The following is a 20,138-nucleotide window of genomic DNA, read 5'->3' as shown; positions in this document are numbered from 1 at the left end:
CATGCGCACCAGCGAGGAGATCTACCACCGGGTCCGCTGGGACGCCCGGTTCGACCCGGCGCGCTTCGTGATCGGCGTGCACCAGCGCAACGCCGCGCCCAAGCGGATCCCGCTGCCCGCCTTCGTGCCGGGCGGCGACATCCCCTGGCACCGCGTGCTGTTCGTCGAGGCGGACGGAGAACTCGTCTGGGACCGGGCCACCGGCACCGACCGCATCGACGCCACCGGCGCGGGGCGGGTCCGCGACCCCCGCCTGCTGCGCCCGCCGTTCTTCGCCGCCCGTGTCCCGCACGCCTGGGACGAGGACGGGCAGACCTGGCGACCGGCCGAGCGGCCGGCCGCCGTCCGGACCGGACCGGCGGACGGAGGCCGGCTGCGCGTCCTGACCTGGAACACCTTGTGGGACAGGTACGACGGCCACCGGATCGGCACCGCCCGCCGCCGCCCCCTGCTGCTGCGCGCACTGGAGGAGGCGGACGCCGACGTCATCGCCCTGCAGGAGGTCGAGCCCGCGCTGCTCGACATGCTGCTGCGGACCGGCTGGGTGCGTTCGCGCTACACCCTGGGCACCGACCCGGCCCGACCCGACACCGACGACACCGGGGTCCTGCTGCTCAGCCGGCTGCCCGTACGGGAGGCCGCCCAGCACGCCCTCGGCCCGCACAAGGCCGTCGCCGCGGTCACCGTCGAGACGTCCGCCGGACCGCTGGTGGTCGCCGCCACCCACCTCAGCAGCGACCATTCCGACGACGGCCCGGCCCGCAGGCGGGCCGAACTCGCCCGGCTCGCCGAGGGACTCGCGGGTATCGAGGGCGGTCTGCTGCTGCTCGGCGACTTCAACGACGGCGGCGACGGGCCGGCGCGTGCCCTCGGCCTGCACGACGCGTGGACCGAGGCGCACGGGCCGCACGACCGCACCCCCACCTTCGACCCGACGGTCAATCCGCTGGCGGCGGTCTCCTCGCTCAGCGGCCGCGCCTCCCGGCTCGACCGCGTCCTGCTGCGCGGCGGCGGACCCCGCGTCACGGGTGCCCGGCTGCGCGGCGACACCCCGGCCGAGGACGGCCTGTACATCTCCGACCACTACGGCGTGGAGGCCACCCTCGCCCTCACGGCGGGCGCGCAGGACGAGGCCGAAGACGTCCTGGACCTGCCGCCCACCGTCCGCACCGCCGTGGCCTGGCTGCCACCGGACGAGCTGTGGCCCGCCGTCCAGGCGGTCCGCCGCGACCACGATCCGCAGATCCACCGCTGGCCGCCGCACGTCAACCTGCTCTTCGGCTTCGTGCCGGAGTCCGCCTTCGAGCGCGCCGCACCCCTGCTGTCCGAGGCCGCCGCCGGCGTCCCGCCCTTCACCGCCCGCCTCGACGGGGTGCACACCTTCGGGCACCGCGAGGACGCCACCGTCTGGCTCGACCCGGCGGCCGACGGCGGCACCTCCTGGGCGGCCCTCCGGCACGCCCTCGCGCGCCGCTTCCCCCGCTGCCGGGGCCGCGCCGAGGGCTTCACCCCGCACCTGTCGCTCGGCCGCACCCGGGACCCCCTGCGGGTGGCCGCCGACTGCGCGGCCCGGCTGCGCGGGAGCACGGCACAGGTCGGCGAACTCGCCCTGCTCTCCCGGCGGGGGGACGAACCGATGAGGGTCCGGGCCACGGTCGCACTCGGCACGGGGGAGCTGCGCTGGGTGCCCGACGCCGCCGAGGCGGACCCCGTCGCGGGCGAGGACGACCTCCCGCACGCCGAGGACACCGCGCGGCGCGTCGCCGGCGCCCTGGGCGACGGCGTGGTCCACCTCGCCGGCTCCCGCCGCATGGGCTGCGCGCTGCCCGGCGCCGACCTCGACCTCGTCGCGGCGCTCCCGGGCCCCGCCGACATGGGCGCGGTCACGGCCAGGGTGACGGCCGCGCTGCCGGAGGCCGCCCGCGTACGGGAGGTGGCCGGAGCCCGCGTGCCGGGACTGCGCTTCCGTGTCGGCGCGCTCGACGTCGACCTGGTGGTCGTCGCCACCGGCCGCCTCGACCCCGTCGAGGCCGTGGCCCGCCGCGCCGGACTCGGCGAGGCCGCCGCCGTCGCGCTGAGCGCCGTCAGCGACGCCGACGCGGTCCTCGAACTCGCTGGTGACCACGACCGCTTCGCGGGCCTGGCCCGGGAGGTGAAGGCGTGGGCCCGGGCACGCGGCCTGGACTCCGCCCCCTTCGGCGGCCTGCCCGGACTGGCCTGGGCGCTGCTCGCCGCCCGCACCGTCCACGACGCCCCGGGCCTGGCCGGCGCCGAACTGCTCCGGCACTTCTTCGCCACCTGGGCGGCCTGGGACTGGCGTCGACCGGTGGGTGCCGCCGGGCAGCCGGGCCCGGCGGTCTCCATCGCGACCCCCACCGAGCCCGTCCGCCCGTGCAGCGCGCAGGTCGGCCCGGACGGACGCGACCTGCTCGTCCAGGAGCTGTACCGCGCCTGGGAACTGCTGGAGTCCGCGGCCGGAAAGGGCGCCGATCCCCGGCCGGCCCTCACCGCCCCGCCGCCGCTCCACCGCCGCCACGCGGCCTGGGCGGTACTGGCCGTCCAGGCGGCCACGGAGGCGGAGTTCGAGGCCACCCTCGGCCGGGTCCGGGGCCGGGTCCGCGCACTTCTCACCGCGCTGGAGGACGCCGGCACCGGCGGCGTCCACGCCTGGCCCCGTCCCTTCCGTACCAGCACCCGTGCCGCCCACTACGCCATCGGCCTCGGCCCCACCCCGCCGGACGCGGCCGGCCTCGCACGGATCACGGGTGCGTGGAGCCGCGGCCTTCCCGGGGTCGAGGTGACTTGGTCGGAGGGCGGTGCCGTACCGACGCTGCGGTGAAGGGGGAACGCGGCGCGGTCAGGCGGCCGTGAACTCCACGATCCCGATGTCCCCCGCCGTGCGCACCGAGGCCACCCGCAGCCCGGCGTCCGCGCCGAGCGCGGTCAGCGCGGCCACTCCGCGCTCCCGGCCACCGAAGTACACCAGCATGCGCAGGTCCATGGCGGCCACGGTCGACTCCCGGTCGGCGCCCACCTTCTCCACGACGAGCACCCGGCCGTGCTCCCCGGCGGCCTCGGCGCAACGGCGCAGGACGGTCCGCGCCGCGTCGTCGTCCCAGTCGTGCAGGATCGCGCAGAGCAGGTAGCCGCCGGCCCCCTTGGGCAGCGCGTCGAAGAAGCTGCCCCCGACCGCGTCACCGCGCCCGTCGAGCCCGGCCGCGGCCAGCGTCGCGCGGGCCGCGCCGGCCGTGGCGGGCTGGTCCAGCACGGTGCCGCGCAGCCCGGGGAAGGCGGTGAGCAGCGCCGCCAGCAGTGTCCCGTCGCCGCCGCCCACGTCGACCACGTGCCCGAGGGCGCCCCAGTCGTACGCCGGGACCAGCGCGGTCGCCCACCCGGCGACGTCGGCCCCCATCGCCCGGTCGTACGAGCGGGTCCGCTCCTCGTCGGCCGCCAGGTCCTCCCAGAACCCGCGGCCGTACTGGCGCGGGAAGGCGGCCGTGCCCGTGCGGACGCTGTGGGGCAGCTGCACGAAGGCCAGCTCGGCCCGGCCGAGGCCGCCCTCGGTGTCCAGCCACTCCCGCAGCCCGCCCGGATGGCCCGACCTCAGTTCCTCGCCCCGTGCCGTCAGCGCGTACCGCCCGCCGCCGTCCCGGGCGACCACCCCGACACCGGTGAGGTGCCGCAGCAGGCGGTCCAGCGCGCCCGACTCCGCCCCGGTGTCCTGCGCCAGCTCGGTGGCGGTACGGGGCCCCTCCACCAGATGGTCCGCCAGCCCGAGCGTCGCCGCGGTGCGCAGCGCCATCGGCGTCACCAGATCCGCCAACCGCCAAAGGGACACGTCCCGTTGCTCCTTGACCGTCATCCGCGCCTTCCTCTCCTCGCGACCGGCCGGCCAGCCTTGCCCCGAAGCGTGGGCCCTGCAAGCGATTTACCCCGGGCAGGTTGCGCCGCGGCCACGAATCGATTGCGGCCGGCGCCAATCGCGGCGCGGCGCGCCGGGGTCGGGCAGCATGACCCGGCATGGAGCGAGACCGGTACGTCGACTTCCTGCGCGCCCTGGCGATCTGCGTGGTCGTGCTCGGCCACTGGCTGATCACCGCCCTCGTCCGCGAGCCCGGCGGCGGGATCGCGGCTCCCGAGCTCCTCGCGGAGATCCCCTGGACGCAGTGGCTGACCCTGGGCTTTCAGATCATGCCGCTGTTCTTCCTCGCCGGCGGCCATGCCGCGGGCGGCTCCTGGGCCCGCACCCGGGCGGCCGGTGGCACGGCGGCGCCCTGGCTGGCGCGACGGGCCCTGCGTCTGCTGCTGCCCGTGGCCGCCTACTGCGGGCTGGTGCTGCTCGCCGTCGGGATCTGCTCGGCGGCCGGAGTGGACCGGAGCACGCTCCGGCTCGCGGGATGGGCGATGGCCATGCAGTTCTGGTTCCTTCCGGTCTATCTGCTGCTCAGCGCCCTCACCCCGGTGCTGCACGCGGCACACCGGCGCTGGGGGCTGCGGGTCCCGGCGGCGATGGGCGCGGTCGCGGTGGCGGCGGGCACGCTGGTGACGGCGGGCGCCCCCGCCTCCCTCGGGCCGGTCAACTACGTGCTGGTCTGGGGCGTGGCCTACCAGCTGGGGTTCTGCTGGCGCGACGGGCAACTGAGACGCCCGCTCGCCGCCGCGATGGCGGTCGGCGGTGCGCTGGCCTTCGCGGCGCTGATCACCCTCGGGCCGTATCCGGTGAGCCTGATCAGGGTCACCGGGGAGACCGTCGGCAACACCGACCCCCCGTCGCCGGCCATGCTGGCCTGGGTGGTGGCCCAGGCCGGCGGATGCCTGCTGGCGGCGCCCGCCGCCCGCCGGGCCCTGCGGGGCGTACGCGTGGGGCGGGCCGTCGCCTTCCTGGGCGGCGCGAGCATGACCCTGTATCTGTGGCACATGCTGCCCGTGCTGCTCGCCGCCGTGTTCTACCTGGCCGGTCTCGCCCCCGGCGCCCCCTTCGGCAGCGCCGCGTGGTGGGCGCTGCGGGTGCCCTGGCTGCTCGTGCTCGCGGTGCTCCTGGCGGGCGTGCTGGCCGTACTGCGCCCGCTCGAACGCGCACTGGCCCGTCTGTCCGGAGCCCTGGCCCCGCCGCCCGGCGCTCGCCACGACCGCCCCGGCCTCCTGTGGGCGGGCCTCGCCTGCTGCGTGACGGCCCTCGCCTACTGGTCGGTGCACGGCCTCGCCCCCGACGGCCGTTTCCCCACCCTGCCGGCACTGGCCTTCGCCGTCGGCACGGCACTGGTGACGCTGCCCCACCGCCCCGCGGCGGGCACGCCCCGCGACGGCGGGACCGCGGCGCCCGTGCGGGAGGCCGCCTGACGCGATCCTCCGCGCGCCGGCCCGTGACCGAGCGCGCCCGGTCACGACCGCGCCCCGCGCTCGGCGAGTTCCGCCGGCGCGTCGAAGGTGGCGACGAGGACCCCGCGCCGCTGCGCGCGGTACTCCGGCGAGGGGTCGAGGCCGTCGATCGCCCCGTCCCAGGCGGCGAGGAAGGCGGCCTTCCACTCCCGGACCCTCGCCGCGGCGGGGAGCACCGCGCCCGCCCAGCCCCGGGAGGCGATCAGGTGCAGCAGCTCCACGTTGCGGGGCACGGCCACGCCCCGGTACTCGTCCGGCTCCAGCGTCCCCGGGGCGCCGGCCACGGCGTTCTCGACCTCGCGGACCAGCCGCCCGGTGACCAGCGACAGATGGTCGGCCGCCGTGTCCTCGTCGAAGTCGCCGCTGCCCCAGCCGCCCGTCGCCCCTCCGCTCACGGTTCGATCAGCCCGGCCCGGATCGCGTACCGGGTGAGTTCCAGCCGGTCGCGCAGGCCCAGCTTCTGGAGGATGTTGGCACGGTGGCGCTCGACCGTCTTGGCGCTGATGAAGAGGATGTCCCCGATCTCCTTGGAGGTGTGGCCCTCGGCGACCAGTTTGAGGATCTCCTCCTCCCGGTCGGTGACGGCCCGCGCCGGCAGCGGCTCGCCCTGCCGGGCGCGTTCCAGGAGGTTGCGCACCAGCGCGGTGAGCGCGCCCGGATAGATGAACGGCTCGTCGCGCACCGCTGCCCGGCAGGCCTCCACCAGGTCGCGGTCGGCGACGGACTTCGGGACGTAGCCGCTGGCCCCGGCGCGCAGCGCCTCGAAGAAGAACTGCTCGTTGTCGTGCATCGTCAGCATGAGGATGCGCAGCCCGGGCCGCAGCCGGGACAGTTCGCGGGCCGCCTGGAGGCCGGTGAGGCGGGGCATGGCGATGTCGAGGACGGCCAGGTCGAGTTCGTGGGCGCGGGCCTGCTCGATGGCCTCGGCGCCGTCCCCGGCCTCCGCCACGACGGTCAGGTCCGGTTCGTCGTCGAGGATCATCCGCACGCCGCGGCGCACCAGCGCGTGGTCGTCGGCGAGCAGGATCCGGGTCTTCGCCGCCTCGGTCACGGTCAGCGGTCCTCCTCGCGCACGGGGACGTCGAGCCGCACCTCGGTGCCGCCGCCGGGACCGGGACCGAGCGTGAGCCGCGCCGAGACCAGCAGGGCGCGTTCGCGCATCCCCCGGATGCCGGCGCCCTCCGGGGCCCCGCCCAGGCCCTTGCCGTCGTCGCGGACGGTCAGGCGCGCACCGCCGTCGGTGCGTTCCAGGCGGAGGTCCACCCGGCCCGCGCCCGCGTGACGCGCGGTGTTGGTCAGGCCCTCCTGCGCGACCCGGTACAGGACCAGCTCGGTCTGCTCGTCCAGGGCGGGCAGACCGGGGTCGAGACGGAGCGCCACCGCCAGCGCCGGGGAGGTGAACTCGGCGGTCAGCGCCCGCAGCGCGCTGTGCAGCCCGAGTTCCTCCAGCACCCCGGGCCGCAGCCGGCGCGCGATGCGGCGGATCTCCTCCAGGCTCCCGCGGGTGGTCTCGCGGACCTGGTGCAGCTCCTCGCGCAGCGGGCCGGGCGCCAGTTCGCTGACGTGCTTGAGCTGGAGCAGCACGGCGGTGAGCGTCTGCCCGACCTCGTCGTGGAGTTCCTGCGCGACGCGCTGGCGCTCGGCCTCCTGGCCGGACAGCACACGGGCGCTGCCCGCGGCCTGCTCGCTCTCCAGCCGGTCGAGCATGGTGTTGAACGCCGTGATGAGCTCGGTGATCTCCCCGTGCCCGGTGGCCGCCGGCCGGCTCCCAGGCCGCAGCAGGTCCGCCGCCGCCATGGCCCGGGACAGCCGGCGCAGCGGCGCCAGCCCGACCCGGAGCAGTACGGCGTTGGCGACCAGCATCGCGACCAGGCCCGCCACGACCACCGCCGCCTCGGCCGGCAGGACGGGGGACGAGACCGTGACCGGCCCCAGCAGCAGCATCGTCGCCACCATCAGCACGACGGCGTTGAGCAGGAAGATCCGCCAGAACAGCGACACGGCCCAGGGACTCCTCTCCGGGTGACGCGCGGGAACGGGTCGAACGGGTGCCCGCCGGGGGGCCGGGCGGTCAGTCCCCGGCGACGGGGGACGGGGTCCGTTCCAGCTCGGCTTTGCTCGTGGGCGCCGGGGCGCGGCGCCGGGTCAGGGCGCGCGCCAGCGGCTCGGTGTAGCGGGCCGTCAGCGGGCCGAAGACCACCAGCAGCAGGACGTACGCCGTGGCCAGCGGGCCCAGCGCGGGCTCGATCCCCGCCGTGACCCCCAGGCCCGCGATGACGATGGAGAACTCGCCGCGTGCGACGAGTGCCCCGCCCGCCCGCCACCTGCCGCGCACCGCGACCCCGGCACGGCGGGCCGCCCAGTACCCGGTGGCGATCTTGGTCAGGGCGGTGACCACCGCGAGCGCCAGCGCCGGCAGCAGGACCGGCGGGATGCTGGCCGGGTCGGTGTGCAGACCGAAGAAGACGAAGAACACCGCCGCGAACAGGTCCCGCAGCGGACTCAGCAGCGAGTGCGCGCCCTCGGCGACCTCCCCGGACAGCGCGATGCCGACCAGGAACGCGCCCACCGCCGCCGACACCTGCAACTGCTGGGCGATACCCGCCACGAGCAGCGTCAGCCCCAGGACCACGAGCAGCAGCTTCTCCGGGTCGTCGCTGGAGACGAACCGGGAGATCACGCGCCCGAAGCGGACCGCCAGCAGCAGCACCAGGCCCGCGGCGCCCAGCGCCACCGCCAGCGTCACACTGCCCGCCGCCCAGCCGACCCCGGCCAGCAGGGCGGTGAGGATCGGCAGGTACACCGCCATCGCCAGGTCCTCCAGGACCAGGATGCTCAGGATGACCGGCGTCTCGCGGTTGCCGAGCCGTCCGAGGTCGCCCAGCACCTTGGCGATCACCCCGGACGAGGAGATCCACGTCACACCCGCCAGGACCACCGCGGCCACCGGGCCCCAGCCGAGCAGCAGCGCAGCCGCCGCGCCGGGCAGGGCGTTGAGCGCGAGGTCGACCAGGCCCGACGGATACTGCGTCTTCAGGTTCCCGATCAGGTCGCTGGCGGTGTACTCCAGGCCGAGCATCAACAGCAGCAGGATGACGCCGATCTCGGCGCCGATCGCCACGAACTCCTCGCTGGTGCCCAGCGGAAGGATCCCGCCCTCGCCGAAGGCGAGACCGGCCAGCAGGTACAGGGGGATGGGGGAGAAGCGCAACCGGCCGGCGAACCTGCCGAGCAGGCCCAGACCGAGGATGATGGCGCCGAATTCGATGAGGAAGACCGCGGAGTGCAAGGGCTCACTCCCGCCCGAGTATCGCGGCGGCGGCCTCGACGCCCTCGCGGGTGCCGATCACGATCAGCGTGTCGCCGCCCGACAGGCGGAAGTCCGGTGCGGGGGAGGGGATCGCGTCGGCCCTGCGCAGCACGGCGACGATGGAGGCGCCGGTGTCGGTGCGCATCCGCGTCTCGCCGAGCAGGCGGCCGTTCCAGTGCGAGGTGACGGGCAGTTCGATCCGCTCGGCGACCAGGCCGAGGTCGGTCGTGTGCAGCAGGTTCGGGCTGTGGTGCGTCGGCATCAGCGCGTCGATCAGCGATGTCGCCTCGGTCCCGGTCAGGCGCAGCGACTGCGCGCACGCGTCCGGGTCGTCGGCGCGGTACACGTTCACCGTCCGCGTTCCGTCGCGGTGGGCGACCACCGACAGATGGCGCCGGTCCCGCGTGGTGAGGTCGTACCGGACACCGATGCCCGGCAATGGTGTCGTGCTCATCCGCGGAGCAGGCACAGCTCGAATCCCTTCACGGACGGCGCGCAGCCGCCCGGTTGCTTGTCCGTTTCGCCCCCTGTGGATCCTCATCCTTTCATCCGGTCGAACCGGGCCGGTATGGGTGCTGACACCCATCGCGGGCCCGTGTGACGGTTCCCACACCCCGGACGGAAAAGGCCGGTGGAACCGCGGTCGTACCTGAGCGCAGCCTTATGTGTTCTTGAAGATCCGCTCCCGACCGGGGAGTTCTCCGCCCGGGGCGCCTAGGGTCGCAGTGCCCGGCACGTCACGTTCGGACGTGCCCGGTGGAGTTCCCGTCGTCCGGAGGTACCCCGCGCATGAGTTCCCACAGGAAACGACCCCGCGCCCGCCGCGCCCCCTCGGCGCGGTCCTGGCCGCTGGCCGCCGCGGTGGCGACGGTCGCCGCGGGCGCCCTGGTCGGGGCCGGTGCGCAGTTCGGGAACAACGCCGGAAAGGACAAGGCGTCGCTGGCGGCCGGCGACCGGGAGAGCGACGACCCCGTCGCCTCCGACGTACGCCCGGAGACCGCGAGCCCGAGCCCGACGACCGCGAGCCCCAGCGCGTCCCCCACCCCGGAACGGCGCAAGCCGTCCTCGCGGCCCACCCGCACACCCCGGCCCTCCGCCACGCCGACCCGCACGGTGGTCCCCTCACCGGCCAGGACGACGATCGCGGCGCAGCCCCCGCGGTCCGACGACGGCGAGGATTCGGTGGTCGAGCAGATCGTCCGGCTGGTCAACGAGGAACGGGCCTCGGCCGGCTGCCGTCCGGTGACGCTGGAGGAGCGGCTCACCGAGGCCGCCCAGGACTACACGGACGTGATGGCCCGCTCGGGTGCGCTCTCCCACACCGGGCCCGACGGGTCCACCATGGCCGGTCGCGTCGAGGCGGCCGGCTACCGGTGGTCGACGCTCGGCGAGAACATAGCGGTCGGTCAGCGGACCGCCGCCGCGGTGATGGACGCCTGGATGAACAGCGAGGGCCATCGGGCGAACATCCTCAACTGCAGCTTCGAGCAGATCGGAGTCGGCGTGAACACGTCGTCCAACGGTCCCTGGTGGACCCAGGACTTCGGCACGCCCCGCTGAACAGCCGACCGGCCGGTCAGCTGGGGCGGCCGGTCGGCCTCAGGCGGGGTGCGGGTGACGCCTCGCGCGTCGGGCCGCTTTCCTTCCCCCCACAGGCGGCCCGCCGGCGAGCCCGAGTGTCACCCGCACCCTCGCCCCGCCCAGCGGGCTCCCGGTGATCTCCATGCCGCCTCCGGCGGCGGACGCCGCCCGCTGCACGATGTCCAGACCGAGGCCCGTGGAGCCGCCGACGCTCACCCCGCGGGCCCGGGCGGTGTCCGGATCGCCGATCCCCGGCCCCGCGTCGTCCACGGTGAGCAGCACCGCCCGGTCGGTCCGCTCCACCGTCACCGCCAGCGCCGTGCCCTGCGGGGTGTGCCGGAACACGTTGCCGATCAACGCGTCGACGACCGCTGCGAGGTCGTCCTCGCCGAGCGGGACCGCGGCCGCCTCGGCGGCGGCCTCCAGGCGGCACTCCCGCCCCTGCTGCGCCGCCAGGACGGACCAGAACTCGACCCTGCCGCGCACCACGGCCGACGCGTCGCACTCCTGCGGGCGGCCCGGGCCCTCGGGCGAGGCCGACAGCGGTGTGCGGGCCGCGTCGATGATCGAGTCCAGCTCGCTCTCCAGGTGCGCGATCGCGGCCTCCAGGTCCTCGCCCCGGTGACCGGGGACCTCGGCGGCGATCCGTTCGGCCTCCAGCTGCAGACGGGTCAGCGGGGTTCGCAGGCGGTGCGAGAGGTCCGCGACCAGCTCCCGTTCCATGGCGAGCAGTTCGACGACCCGGTCCGCCATCGTGTTGAAGGCCGTCCCGGCCTCCTGCAGTTCCGGCGGCCCGGCGGGCTCGACCCGGATGCCGAGTTCCCCGGCGCCCAGTGAGCGCGACGCGCGGGACAGGCCCCGGGAGGCGCGCACCACGCGCGCGCCCAGCCGGTCCGCGACCAGCACCGACCCCGCCACCAGGCCCAGTGCCAGCAGCGCCATCATCGCCCAGGACGCCTTCACCCCGCGGTCCAGGTCGGCGCGGGGGACGAACGCCTCCACCACCGCCACCCGGTCCCGGGCCAGGATCACCGGCTGCAGGTAGACCCAGCCGGCGGAGGTGTCCGAGGCCATGGTCCGGCGCCCGTCGGCCGCCCGGTCCAGGGCCTCCTGGGAGGCGTGCACCGTACCGACCAGCTGCCCGTCGGGCAGGCGCACGCTCAGGTGGTCCCCCGAGTCCAGCCCGGCCACCGCCTGCTGGACGTCCGCGGGACGGGTGGTGAGGGCCAGCACCGGCGCCAGCGCCGCGGCCCGCTGCTCGGCCACCGTGGTCGCCCGCGTACGGGCCTCGGACTGCACCAGCAGTGCCAGCGGGATCAGGAAGGACAGCGCCACCATCGACGTCACCGCCAGCGCCACCCCGGCCAGGGCGCGTCTCACCGCGGCGTCACCAGTTTGATGCCGACGCCCCGGACGGTGTGCAGGTAGCGCGGCTGCGAGGCCCGTTCGCCCAGCTTGCGGCGCAGCGCCGACAGATGGACGTCGATCGTCTGGTCCTCCACGTAGGCCTGCTGCCACACGTCCGCGAGGATGCGGCTGCGCGCCACCACGCGGTCCACGTGCTCCGCCAGATAGACGAGCAGGTCGAACTCGCGGCGTGTCAACCGCAGTTCCCGCCCGTCGTGGTACGCCGCCCGGGCCGGTACGTCGATCAGCAGACCGCCCACCCGCAGCGCGCCGGCCGCGCCCTCCGGGGCCGCCGGGCCCTGCGGCTGCGCGGGCGCCATGGCCGACCGGCGCAGCACCGCCGTCAGCCGGGCCACCAACTGGCCCCCGGAGAACGGCTTCACCAGGTAGTCGTCGGCACCCGCGTTGAGCAGCCGGATCACCTCGCTGTCGTCGTCGCGCGCGGTGGTGACGAGGACCGGGACCCGCGAGATGCCGCGCAGCATCCGCAGCACGTCCACCCCGTCCAGGTCCGGCAGTCCGAGGTCGAGCACCACGGCGTCCGGTGGACGCTGCGCGGCCTGCCGCAACGCCTCGAAGCCGTAGGCCGAGCTGTGCACCATGTGGCCGTGCGCGGTCAGCACCTCGACCAGCCTCGCGCGTATCGCGGGGTCGTCCTCGACCAGGAGTACGGATGCCATGTGGAGGGACAGTAGCCGGTCGGGAAGGATGACGGGGTGCCCCGGTACCTGCGCTACGTCGTCATATGGCTCTCGTGCACCGCGGTCAGCGTGACCGCGGTCATGCTCACCGTGGGCTTCGTGGTGGGATCGACGCGCCCGACGCCGCCCGTCGCGCGGGACGTCCCCGAGAACGCGCTCGCCACCGCCGCCCCGTCCGCCGCGAAGCCGTCCCCCTCGCGCTCCGCGCCGGCGTCCCCCGCCGCGAAGACCCCCGGCCCCGCCTCCACCCCCACCACCGTCCGCCGGCCCACCCGGACCCCCGTCCGGCCGGCCACCACCGCGCCGCCCGCCCGCGCCCCCCGCCCGTCCGCCACGCCCGTGGACTGCGGGACCGGCGGCGCCGGCGTCCACACCCTGCAGTCCCAGGGCGGCCAGGCCGCGGTGCGCTTCGGACAGGACGCCGTCTGCCTCGTCTCGGCCGTGCCCGCCAGCGGGTTCACCGTCTCCACCCGGCGCGACGGGGCGCAGCAGCTGACGGTGACCTTCTCCGGTGACCGGCACCGCTCCGAGATCGTCGCCACCGCCACCCCGCAGAGCAAGGCGACCATCCGCGAGGTGTCCTGGTGACCGGGCGCGGACGGCGACCGGACCCTTGACACGTCGTGGACGGAACCTTTCGACCGCGGATGGATCGAGCGATAAGGTCATACGTATGCCAGCCGAGCCGCAGCCCGCAACCCGTCTGTTCCCGCCGCGTCTGCCCGCCGGCCGCTTGGGTGTCGCCGTCGTCGCCGAGCTCGTCGACCTGATCGTGACGGGCCAGTTGGAGGAAGGCCAGTTGCTGCCCCCGGAGGGTCCGCTGAGCGAACACTTCGGCGTGAGTCGCACGGTGCTGCGTGAGTCGGTGAAGCGGCTCGAGGAGAAGGGCCTGGTGATCGTCGCCCAGGGCCGCGGTACCCAGGTGCGGGCGCCGGGCTACTGGAACATGCTCGATCCGGTGGTGCTCTCCGCCTTGATCGACAACGACGAGACGCTCGGTGTTCTCGACGAGCTGACGATCGTGCGGGCGAGCCTCGAGTCGGCGATGGCGGGCGCGGTTGCCGCCTCCCGCAGCGCGGAGGGGTTGAGGAGGCTGGAGAACGCCCTCACCACGATGCGTGAGAGCGAGTTCGAGACGGACTCCTTCCGGCAGGCGGATGTGCTGTTCCACTACGCGCTGATGGATATCTCCGGCAACCGGCTGGCGGAGAACATCGCCAAGCATCTGTACAAGCGAGCCGTGGAGTCCAGCCGCTACCAGGGCATCGACCCGCCTGACGCGTTCGCACTGACGATGAAGGAACACGCGGCGATCGTCGACGCCATCTCGAGGAAGGACGTCGCCGGGGCCCAGAAGGCGATGCACGACCACATCCACATCTCGTGGGAGCGCCGCCGGCTGCCCGACCACGCGCCGCGGGCACGTGGTCGGGCGCTCGATCAGAAGAGCGAGTAGACGCCGGCGGCGTTGCCGCCGAACACCCGCGCGCGTTCCGCGGCGGAAAGCCCGTCGAGCAGGGCTTCCAGAGCGGACTTCCACGGCGCCGCTCCGCCGCCGAGCTCGGCCAGCGGCCAGTCGGAGCCGTAGAGCAGACGCTCGGGGCCGAAGGACTCCAGGGCGGTCGCCACCAGGGCGGCGAGATCGGCCGCACGCCACGATCCGGGGGCGAGGCCCGACGTGAGTCCCGAGACCTTCGCGACGACGTTCGGTCGCCGGGCGAGCTCCCGCAGGTGCGACGCCCACGTGCTCCTGTCCTGCCCGGGCCCGGGTGGACCGCCCAGGTGATCGAGCACGAAGCGGAGCCCGCCGTGGCGCGCGGCCAGGCGGGTCGCCTGGGGGAGCTGCCACTCACGCACGACGAGGTCGAAGCAGAGGCCCTGACGCTCGAGTTCGGCCAGGCCCGCGCTGATCTCCTCGCGTGTCAGCCACTCCGGGTCCGGGTCGATGTGGGCCGGATGCCGCACTCCGACGACGGGGACAGCGGCGTTCTCGCGGATCTTGTCGAGCTGAGGTCCCACCTCGGCCGCGAGATCGACCCACGCGACGAGGCCGGCGATGGCGGACGATTCCAGCCCGGCGAGCCGGATGCTCTCGTCGAGGCTGTTGCTCGACTGCACGACCACGGCGCCGCCGAGTCCGGTCGAGGCCAGCATCCCGCTCAGATCGCGGGGCCCGAAGTCGCGGGCGATCGGCGCCATGGTCTCCGCGTCGATCCAGTCCTGCGGGTCCACGGCCCGGTCCCACAGGTGCACATGGGCGTCGATGCCTGCGTTCATGCGAGGTGCCACACTTCCTCGAGGGGCTGCCACAGCGCCCCGGGATCACGCTCCTCGGCGATCCTCATCTGGCACGGGTCGGTGTGCGTCCACCACTCCTGCGACACCGGGTCCTCGGCGATCCGGCGCATGTCCGCCTCGTGGTCGTCGCCGACGTACTCGTAGTAGGCGAACAGGATGTCGCCGAAGATGAAGATGCTGTAGTTGCGCACGTTGCACTCGGTGAGCTTGCGCTCGACGCCCGGCCACACGGCACGGTGCAGCGCGAGGTACTCCTCGCGCTTCTCGGGCCGCACACCCACGACGAGGGCCCTGCGCTCAGGTCGACGCGTCACGAGGTTCGGCCTCCGGTGTGCAACGGGTCGTCCATCACGTCCGGCTCGGCCACCATGCGCAGGGCGGCGCGCTCGGGCCGGATGTGCGGTCCGGTCGCCGCGGGCAGGGGCGCCGCGGCGCCTGCCGGTGACATCCGGGACTCGTCCACCACGATCCCGATGCCCGGGCGATCGCCCAGGACGATGCCTCCGTCGTCGAACTGCTGGTCGACGTCGAGACCGACGGGAAAGTGGAGATCCTGGACTTCGAAGGTCAGGAGGTTCGGCACGGCGGCGGCGGCGTGCGCCACCGGGTTCGCGTTGTAAGCGACGGGGCTCACCGGCAGGTCGTGGGCGTGCGCGAGCGTCGCGACGCGCAGGAAGTGGGTGATCCCCCACACGTTGCCGACCTGCACGATGTCGACCGCGTTGGCGTCCAGCAGGGGACGGTACTGCTCCAGTCCGGTGAGGTTCTCGCCGGTCGCGATCGCCGCGCGCACCTTCCCGCGCAGCGTGGCCATGCCGGCCGCGTCCCAGCGGCGCAGCGGTTCCTCCACCCAGGTGAGGTCCATGCGCTCCTCGATGGCCGCGACGTACCGGGCCGCCTGGGCCTGGTTCCACGACTCGTTGGCGTCGAACATGAGCCCCGGCCGGCGGGAGTTGCGGCTGAGGACATCGCGCATGATCTCCAGCCGGGGCAGGTCGCGGTCGAGGTCGCGGCCGCCCTTGAGCTTGCCGGCCTTGAACCCGCGGTCCGCGAACCGGCCGTAGAGGCCGGCGAGGTCGTCGTCGTCCAGGCCGTACTCGAGACCGGACGCGTACCCGGGGACGAAGCGCTCGCGGCCACCGAGGGTCCGCCAGAGCGGCTCGTCGGCGGCCTTGGCCTTGATGTCCCACAGGGCCATGTCGACGGCGCCGACGGTGCCGAAGGTGGATCCCGAGTGACCTGCCTTGAACACCCAGTCGAGCATCCGGTCGTACAGGGCCACGACCGACCGCGGGTCACCGCCCTCGATCGCGGGGAAGACGCGGGCGATGTCGGCGTGGGACCCGAGGCCGACTCCCTCGATTCCGGCGTCGGTCTCGATGACGAGGACGGGGACCGGCGTGGTGTGGCCGGACTGGACACCGTTGACGTCCCCGGTGATTCTGCCCCAGTCGTGAACGGTGCTCAGACTGCGGTACCCGGTGATCTTCATCGGCGGTGGTTCTCCTTGCATGTGCGAGAGGTCATTCCTTGGTTCCTCCTGCTGTCATTCCCGCGACCAGGAATCGCTGGGAGAACAGGAAGACGACCAGGACGGGCAGGATCGACACGATCGTCCCCAGCGCCAAGGTCGGCAGCTGAACGGAGTCGGATCCCGCGGAGCTGGGATTGAAAGCCGGGGTTGACGCCAGGAGCGAGGTGAGCCCGACCTGGACCGGGTAGCCGTCGCTCGACGGCAGCATCACGAACGGGAGGAAGAAGTTGTTCCAGTTCTGCACGAAGCTGAAGAACGCCACCAGGGCGACGATCGGGGCGGCCAGCGGGAGGGCGACCTTGGTGAAGACCTGGAACCCGGTGCAGCCGTCGATGCGCGCGGCCGCGAGGATGTCACGAGGGATGCTGGTGGAGAAGTAGATGTAGGTGAGATAGACGCCGAACGGGAAGAACGACATGGGCAGGATCACCGACAGCGGGCTCCCGATCAGGCCGACGCTGTTCAGCTCGAGGAAGATGGGCAGCACCAGCGCGGTGTTGGGGATCAGCATGACGACGAGTGTCAGCACGAGCAGTGCCTGCCGAAGCCTGAACTCCGTGAGCGCGAGCGCGTAGCCGGCGGGGATGCTCACGAGCAGCGTGATCACCAGAGCGCCGATCGCGTACAGCGCGGAGTTGCCGATCCAGGTCGTCACCGCGCCGTCCTGGAAGTCGAACAGCTGGTGCCAGTTGGCGGTGAGGTCCGACCAGGACCCGATCGAGAACGGGTTGGCCACGACGAGCGTCTTCGAGGACTTCGTGACCGCGAGGAGCAGCCAGACGATCGGGACGGCGAAGAACAGGACGAAGACGGCGAGCAGGACGCCGATGATGGACCGGCCGCTCCACCCGCTCAGACTCGGCCGGCGGCGTTCGGCGGAGAGTGCTGCCATGGTCATTCCTTCTCGAAGAGGCCGCCGCGGGTCACGAACACCCAGGACAGCAGGAGTGCGACGACCAGCAGGATCAGCGAGATCGCGGCCGCGCCGTTGAAGTCGTTCTGCTGGAAGGCGTACTGGTAGGCCAGCTGGTTGAGCGAGTAGTCGTTGGGCACCACCGCGTTGCTGGCCTGGCTGAGCAACTGAGGCTCGACGAACAGCTGGGTGCCGGCCGCGAGCGACATGACGCCCATGTACGCCACCCACTTGCGCAGCATCGGGAGCTGGATCCGAAACGCGATCTGGACGGCGTTCGCACCGTCGATGCGGGCGGCCTCGATCACTTCGGTGCTGATGTTGTTGAGCGCGCCGTACATGATGAGGATCCATCCGCCGGCCCCGGTCCAGAACGCGATGATCGCGAAGATCACCGGAAGGTGCCCGGGCTGGATCACCTGCACGAAGCTGTCGAACCCCATCGCCCCGAGCAGACCGCTGACCGGGCTCGCCGTCGGATCGAGGACGAAGAGCCACAACAGGACGCTGGACGCGCCCGCGAGCGCGCCGGGCAGGTAGTAGACGAAGCGCAGCGTCGTGCTCAACCACCGCACACTGACGGCGTGGACGACCAGCGCCAGGCCGACGACGAAGACGAGCAGCCCGAGGAGCCAGATGACGAGATAAACGGTCACGTGGGACACGGCTGGCCAGAACCGGAAGTCGCCGACGACCTTGGTGAAGTTGTCGAAGCCCGCGAATGCGCCGTCCGCGTCGGTGAAGGCCAGCAGCACCGCGTAGAGCGAGGGGACGATCCCGAAGGCGAGGGTGAGCAACGCGTAGGGCGAGACGAAGAGATAGCCGATCGGAGTGCGGGCGAACGCGCGGCCGGGCGGCCGGCCGCCGCCCCGGCCCGACCGCCGGCGCCCGGAGGGGTCGACGGCCGGCCCACCACTCGGAGGAGCGAGGGTCATGTCACTTCACCTGGTATCCGTTGACCTTGGCCTGGTTCTCGATCGCCGTCTGCCAGTCCGGAAGCAGGTCCACGATCGACTTGCCGCCCGTGACCCCCGGGGTGATCGTCTTCGCCCAGATCGCCTCCTGGCTGAACGTGGGGTAGCCCCAGCCGTCCCAGACCTGCGACGCCGCGGTCACCACCGGCTCCAGCGGGGTGGCGTAGTACTTGCTCGCCTCCTGCTTGGCGACCCACTTCTGCGCGGCGGGCGCGTACGCCGGGTAACCCGGTGCGACGTCGACCTGGTACTCGTCGGCCGTGGTGGCGAACTCGACGAACTTCTCGGCGGCCTTCAGGTTCTTCGAGTGGCTGGAGATGAACCAGGTTCCGCCACCCACGTTGCCCGTCGCGGCCTGGCTCTCGCCCTTCCACGGCAGCGGCGCGGCGACGCCGAGCTGCCCGGCCTTCACATTGAGCGACTGCGGGTTGTTGAAGATCGCGCCGGCGTACCAGGCCGGACCCGGCATCATGAGCACCTTGCCCGTGTACTTCTTCAGGAACTCGGGAGTGAACACGCTGACCACCGGCACCGTCCCGTTGCCGCGGAGGGTGTCGAGCATCGAGGCCGCCCGCTTGCACTCGGTCGAGTCCGTCTTCACGGTGACGGACTTGGGCCCGGTCACGTCATTGGCCTGGCACTTGCTCCCCCACATGAACACCTCGGGCGTCCAGGCGTCCCCGGCCGTCCCGACGATGTAGCCGGGGTGCTCCTTGGCGACCTTCTCCCCGAGGGCCTGGTACTCCTCCCACGTGGTGGGGAGGGCGTAGCCGAACTGCTCCAGCAGGGACTTGTCGTACCAGAGCACCGCCTGCGCGAGGTCGTTGCGCAGGCAGTACACGCGGCCCTCCACCGTGCACGGGTTGAGCGAGCCCGGGGTGAAGTTGCCGAGCGTCTCCTTCGGGACCAGGCCCTTGTCCAGCACGGCCGCGAACGCCTGCTTGCCGGCGCTCTTCTGGCTGGCCCACGACGCGTCGTTGTTCTGGCTGGAGAAGACGACGTCGGGCCAGCCGTCACCGGCGCGGTCGAAGAGCTGCATCTTCGTCCGGAAGGAGTTGGACCCGTTCGCCGAGCCGTCATAGGTGACGACCTTGATCTTGGTGTCCGGGTTGGCCGTCTGGAACGCCTTCGCGGCGGCCTGTCTGTCCGCGTCCACCCAGACGGTGATCGTCGAGGAGGCCTCCTGCTTGGCCTCGGGAAAGCCGTACGACCCGTTCGCCGAGCTGCCTTGGCCGCCGCAACCGGCGAGCGTCAGCAGCGCCGTTGCGGCGCATATCACGGCGATGGTCGACGCCTTACGGCGTGAACGCACCACAGTATGAATTCCGGCCATGGGATGTCCTTGTCTTGTCGACTTCTTTGACGACTCCGCGCGAGGACTGTAGAGCATACGTATGATGTTTGTCACGAGCTGGAGCCGCATCGTCTTGAGCAGTTGCCGTCGGGGGCCTGGTGGTTCGGGGTCTTGAAGCCGGACGAGGTCCGGGAGGAACTGCCGCCGCCGCGCCGCGGGTACTTCCGCCGGCGCGGTTCAACTCGGCTGAATCATGCGGTGATCGAGTGCCCGGCAAGGGCGGGCGGCCAAAGGCGTACTGCCGCCGGGCGATACCGGCCACGACTTCCCGCGCCGGGACCGGGACCGGGTCCGTGCGACCTCCGCCGATGGCGCGATCGGCGGCCGGAGGGGGAGTTCCACGTCACGTCCGGTTGCGCGCCGAGCCGCGAGAGGGAAGGGAACGTGCCGGGCCGGCGCCCCCTCGGTGAACCGCCGCGCACGACCCGGCGCTTCGGCCTCGACCGCGGTGCCTTCCCCCGCGCCGGCACCGCGCCCATGCCGACCGCGACGACCATGTCCCGCCACGTCAAGGGTCCTTGACGGAGCCCGAAGCGGTCCGGGAGCGCCTGCGGAACGAGCGGGTGATGCGCCGGCACCGTGCCCTCCGATGCCGTCGACGAACGCCGACCGAGGGGGTCGGCGCCGGCGCCTCCCACCCGCACCGGCTCATGCCGCGCGGGCGCAGGCCCACGGCAACGTCGCCGC

19 protein-coding genes are annotated in these 20,138 nt (G+C 73.3%); 5 read left to right on the top strand and 14 right to left on the bottom strand.

What is annotated here, in order from left to right; genetic code table 11:
- Position 1: 1 nt before the first annotated feature.
- A complete protein-coding gene (locus B085_RS0110910) occupies positions 2 to 2,839 on the top strand; it encodes a poly(A) polymerase (RefSeq protein WP_018558607.1) in 2,838 nt (945 codons plus the stop codon).
- An 18-nt stretch (positions 2,840 to 2,857) separates the two neighbouring features.
- Here the strand turns inward: B085_RS0110910 and B085_RS0110905 are convergent, their stop codons facing one another.
- Positions 2,858 to 3,862, bottom strand: coding sequence for a methyltransferase (locus B085_RS0110905; RefSeq protein ID WP_018558606.1), 1,005 nt, complete (start codon positions 3,860 to 3,862; stop codon positions 2,858 to 2,860).
- 158 nt (positions 3,863 to 4,020) lie between these two features.
- On the opposite strand from B085_RS0110905, the gene B085_RS42000 reads away from it, so the two are divergent.
- Positions 4,021 to 5,340, top strand: coding sequence for an acyltransferase family protein (locus tag B085_RS42000; protein WP_018558605.1), 1,320 nt, complete (start codon positions 4,021 to 4,023; stop codon positions 5,338 to 5,340).
- Positions 5,341 to 5,381: 41 nt separating this feature from the next.
- Here B085_RS42000 and B085_RS0110895 read toward each other — a convergent pair whose 3' ends face one another.
- The 5 genes from B085_RS0110895 to B085_RS0110875 form a co-directional block, all read right to left on the bottom strand.
- Positions 5,382 to 5,774, bottom strand: coding sequence for a hypothetical protein (locus B085_RS0110895; protein ID WP_018558604.1), 393 nt, complete (start codon positions 5,772 to 5,774; stop codon positions 5,382 to 5,384).
- Entirely contained in the window at positions 5,771 to 6,430 is a 660-nt protein-coding gene (locus B085_RS0110890; RefSeq protein ID WP_018558603.1) for a response regulator, read from the bottom strand. Before B085_RS0110890 ends, B085_RS0110895 begins: the two co-directional genes overlap by 4 nt.
- 2 nt (positions 6,431 to 6,432) lie before the next feature.
- Positions 6,433 to 7,380 carry a sensor histidine kinase gene (locus B085_RS0110885; protein WP_018558602.1) on the bottom strand — a complete coding sequence of 316 codons (948 nt, stop codon included), beginning with the start codon at positions 7,378 to 7,380 and terminating at the stop codon, positions 6,433 to 6,435.
- 70 nt (positions 7,381 to 7,450) lie between these two features.
- Positions 7,451 to 8,668, bottom strand: a complete 1,218-nt coding sequence (locus tag B085_RS41995) for a cation:proton antiporter (RefSeq protein ID WP_018558601.1) — start codon at positions 8,666 to 8,668, stop codon at positions 7,451 to 7,453.
- 4 nt (positions 8,669 to 8,672) lie between these two features.
- Entirely contained in the window at positions 8,673 to 9,143 is a 471-nt protein-coding gene (locus B085_RS0110875; protein ID WP_026250909.1) for a cation:proton antiporter regulatory subunit, read from the bottom strand.
- Positions 9,144 to 9,478: 335 nt separating this feature from the next.
- Between B085_RS0110875 and B085_RS51405 the strand changes: the two genes are divergently transcribed.
- On the top strand, positions 9,479 to 10,249 hold the full coding sequence (locus B085_RS51405) for a CAP domain-containing protein (RefSeq protein WP_018558599.1): 771 nt from the start codon (positions 9,479 to 9,481) through the stop codon (positions 10,247 to 10,249).
- A 39-nt stretch (positions 10,250 to 10,288) separates the two neighbouring features.
- Here the strand turns inward: B085_RS51405 and B085_RS0110865 are convergent, their stop codons facing one another.
- Positions 10,289 to 11,650, bottom strand: a complete 1,362-nt coding sequence (locus B085_RS0110865; protein WP_018558598.1) for a sensor histidine kinase — start codon at positions 11,648 to 11,650, stop codon at positions 10,289 to 10,291.
- Complete coding sequence (locus B085_RS0110860; RefSeq protein ID WP_018558597.1) at positions 11,647 to 12,357, bottom strand: response regulator transcription factor; 711 nt, start codon at positions 12,355 to 12,357, stop codon at positions 11,647 to 11,649. The genes B085_RS0110865 and B085_RS0110860 overlap by 4 nt, the downstream gene beginning before the upstream one ends.
- 36 nt (positions 12,358 to 12,393) lie before the next feature.
- On the opposite strand from B085_RS0110860, the gene B085_RS50650 reads away from it, so the two are divergent.
- Both B085_RS50650 and B085_RS0110850 read left to right on the top strand, forming a co-directional pair.
- The gene (locus B085_RS50650) at positions 12,394 to 12,966 is read left to right on the top strand and encodes a hypothetical protein (RefSeq protein ID WP_018558596.1); all 573 of its coding nucleotides are present in this window, start codon (positions 12,394 to 12,396) and stop codon (positions 12,964 to 12,966) included.
- An 85-nt stretch (positions 12,967 to 13,051) separates the two neighbouring features.
- Complete coding sequence (locus tag B085_RS0110850) at positions 13,052 to 13,834, top strand: FadR/GntR family transcriptional regulator (protein ID WP_018558595.1); 783 nt, start codon at positions 13,052 to 13,054, stop codon at positions 13,832 to 13,834.
- Here the strand turns inward: B085_RS0110850 and B085_RS0110845 are convergent.
- The 6 genes from B085_RS0110845 to B085_RS0110820 are packed head-to-tail and all read right to left on the bottom strand — an operon-like array spanning position 13,819 to position 19,430.
- Entirely contained in the window at positions 13,819 to 14,655 is an 837-nt protein-coding gene (locus B085_RS0110845) for an amidohydrolase family protein (RefSeq protein ID WP_018558594.1), read from the bottom strand. The genes B085_RS0110850 and B085_RS0110845 overlap by 16 nt on opposite strands.
- Complete coding sequence (locus B085_RS0110840; protein ID WP_026250906.1) at positions 14,652 to 14,990, bottom strand: L-rhamnose mutarotase; 339 nt, start codon at positions 14,988 to 14,990, stop codon at positions 14,652 to 14,654. Before B085_RS0110840 ends, B085_RS0110845 begins: the two co-directional genes overlap by 4 nt.
- Positions 14,987 to 16,168: a mandelate racemase/muconate lactonizing enzyme family protein gene (locus B085_RS0110835; RefSeq protein WP_018558592.1), complete on the bottom strand. Its 1,182-nt coding sequence runs from the start codon at positions 16,166 to 16,168 to the stop codon at positions 14,987 to 14,989. The genes B085_RS0110840 and B085_RS0110835 overlap by 4 nt, the downstream gene beginning before the upstream one ends.
- Positions 16,169 to 16,199: 31 nt before the next feature.
- Positions 16,200 to 17,102 carry a carbohydrate ABC transporter permease gene (locus B085_RS0110830; protein ID WP_018558591.1) on the bottom strand — a complete coding sequence of 301 codons (903 nt, stop codon included), beginning with the start codon at positions 17,100 to 17,102 and terminating at the stop codon, positions 16,200 to 16,202.
- Positions 17,103 to 17,104: 2 nt separating this feature from the next.
- Positions 17,105 to 18,058: a carbohydrate ABC transporter permease gene (locus B085_RS0110825; protein ID WP_018558590.1), complete on the bottom strand. Its 954-nt coding sequence runs from the start codon at positions 18,056 to 18,058 to the stop codon at positions 17,105 to 17,107.
- A 1-nt stretch (position 18,059) separates the two neighbouring features.
- The gene (locus B085_RS0110820; RefSeq protein WP_026250904.1) at positions 18,060 to 19,430 is read right to left on the bottom strand and encodes an ABC transporter substrate-binding protein; all 1,371 of its coding nucleotides are present in this window, start codon (positions 19,428 to 19,430) and stop codon (positions 18,060 to 18,062) included.
- Between the last annotated feature and the right edge of the window lie 708 nt (positions 19,431 to 20,138).

The sequence above is a fragment of the Streptomyces sp. BoleA5 genome (assembly GCF_000373665.1).
Classification (GTDB): Bacteria; Actinomycetota; Actinomycetes; order Streptomycetales; family Streptomycetaceae; genus Actinacidiphila.
The sequence above is the reverse complement of the archived record's forward strand: the minus strand, read 5'-3'. Positions and strand labels throughout refer to the sequence as shown.

What these genes read in the sequence shown, in the direction of transcription:
- B085_RS0110875 (WP_026250909.1), bottom strand. Translation starts at nt 9,143, where the DNA reads ATGAGCACGACACCATTGCCGGGCATCGGTGTCCGGTACGACCTCACC.
- B085_RS0110905 (WP_018558606.1), bottom strand. Translation starts at nt 3,862, where the DNA reads ATGACGGTCAAGGAGCAACGGGACGTGTCCCTTTGGCGGTTGGCGGAT.
- B085_RS0110820 (WP_026250904.1), bottom strand. Translation starts at nt 19,430, where the DNA reads ATGGCCGGAATTCATACTGTGGTGCGTTCACGCCGTAAGGCGTCGACC.
- B085_RS0110850 (WP_018558595.1), top strand. Translation starts at nt 13,052, where the DNA reads ATGCCAGCCGAGCCGCAGCCCGCAACCCGTCTGTTCCCGCCGCGTCTG.
- B085_RS0110860 (WP_018558597.1), bottom strand. Translation starts at nt 12,357, where the DNA reads ATGGCATCCGTACTCCTGGTCGAGGACGACCCCGCGATACGCGCGAGG.
- B085_RS0110845 (WP_018558594.1), bottom strand. Translation starts at nt 14,655, where the DNA reads ATGAACGCAGGCATCGACGCCCATGTGCACCTGTGGGACCGGGCCGTG.
- B085_RS0110910 (WP_018558607.1), top strand. Translation starts at nt 2, where the DNA reads ATGCGCACCAGCGAGGAGATCTACCACCGGGTCCGCTGGGACGCCCGG.
- B085_RS0110835 (WP_018558592.1), bottom strand. Translation starts at nt 16,168, where the DNA reads ATGAAGATCACCGGGTACCGCAGTCTGAGCACCGTTCACGACTGGGGC.
- B085_RS42000 (WP_018558605.1), top strand. Translation starts at nt 4,021, where the DNA reads ATGGAGCGAGACCGGTACGTCGACTTCCTGCGCGCCCTGGCGATCTGC.
- B085_RS0110825 (WP_018558590.1), bottom strand. Translation starts at nt 18,058, where the DNA reads ATGACCCTCGCTCCTCCGAGTGGTGGGCCGGCCGTCGACCCCTCCGGG.
- B085_RS51405 (WP_018558599.1), top strand. Translation starts at nt 9,479, where the DNA reads ATGAGTTCCCACAGGAAACGACCCCGCGCCCGCCGCGCCCCCTCGGCG.
- B085_RS0110830 (WP_018558591.1), bottom strand. Translation starts at nt 17,102, where the DNA reads ATGGCAGCACTCTCCGCCGAACGCCGCCGGCCGAGTCTGAGCGGGTGG.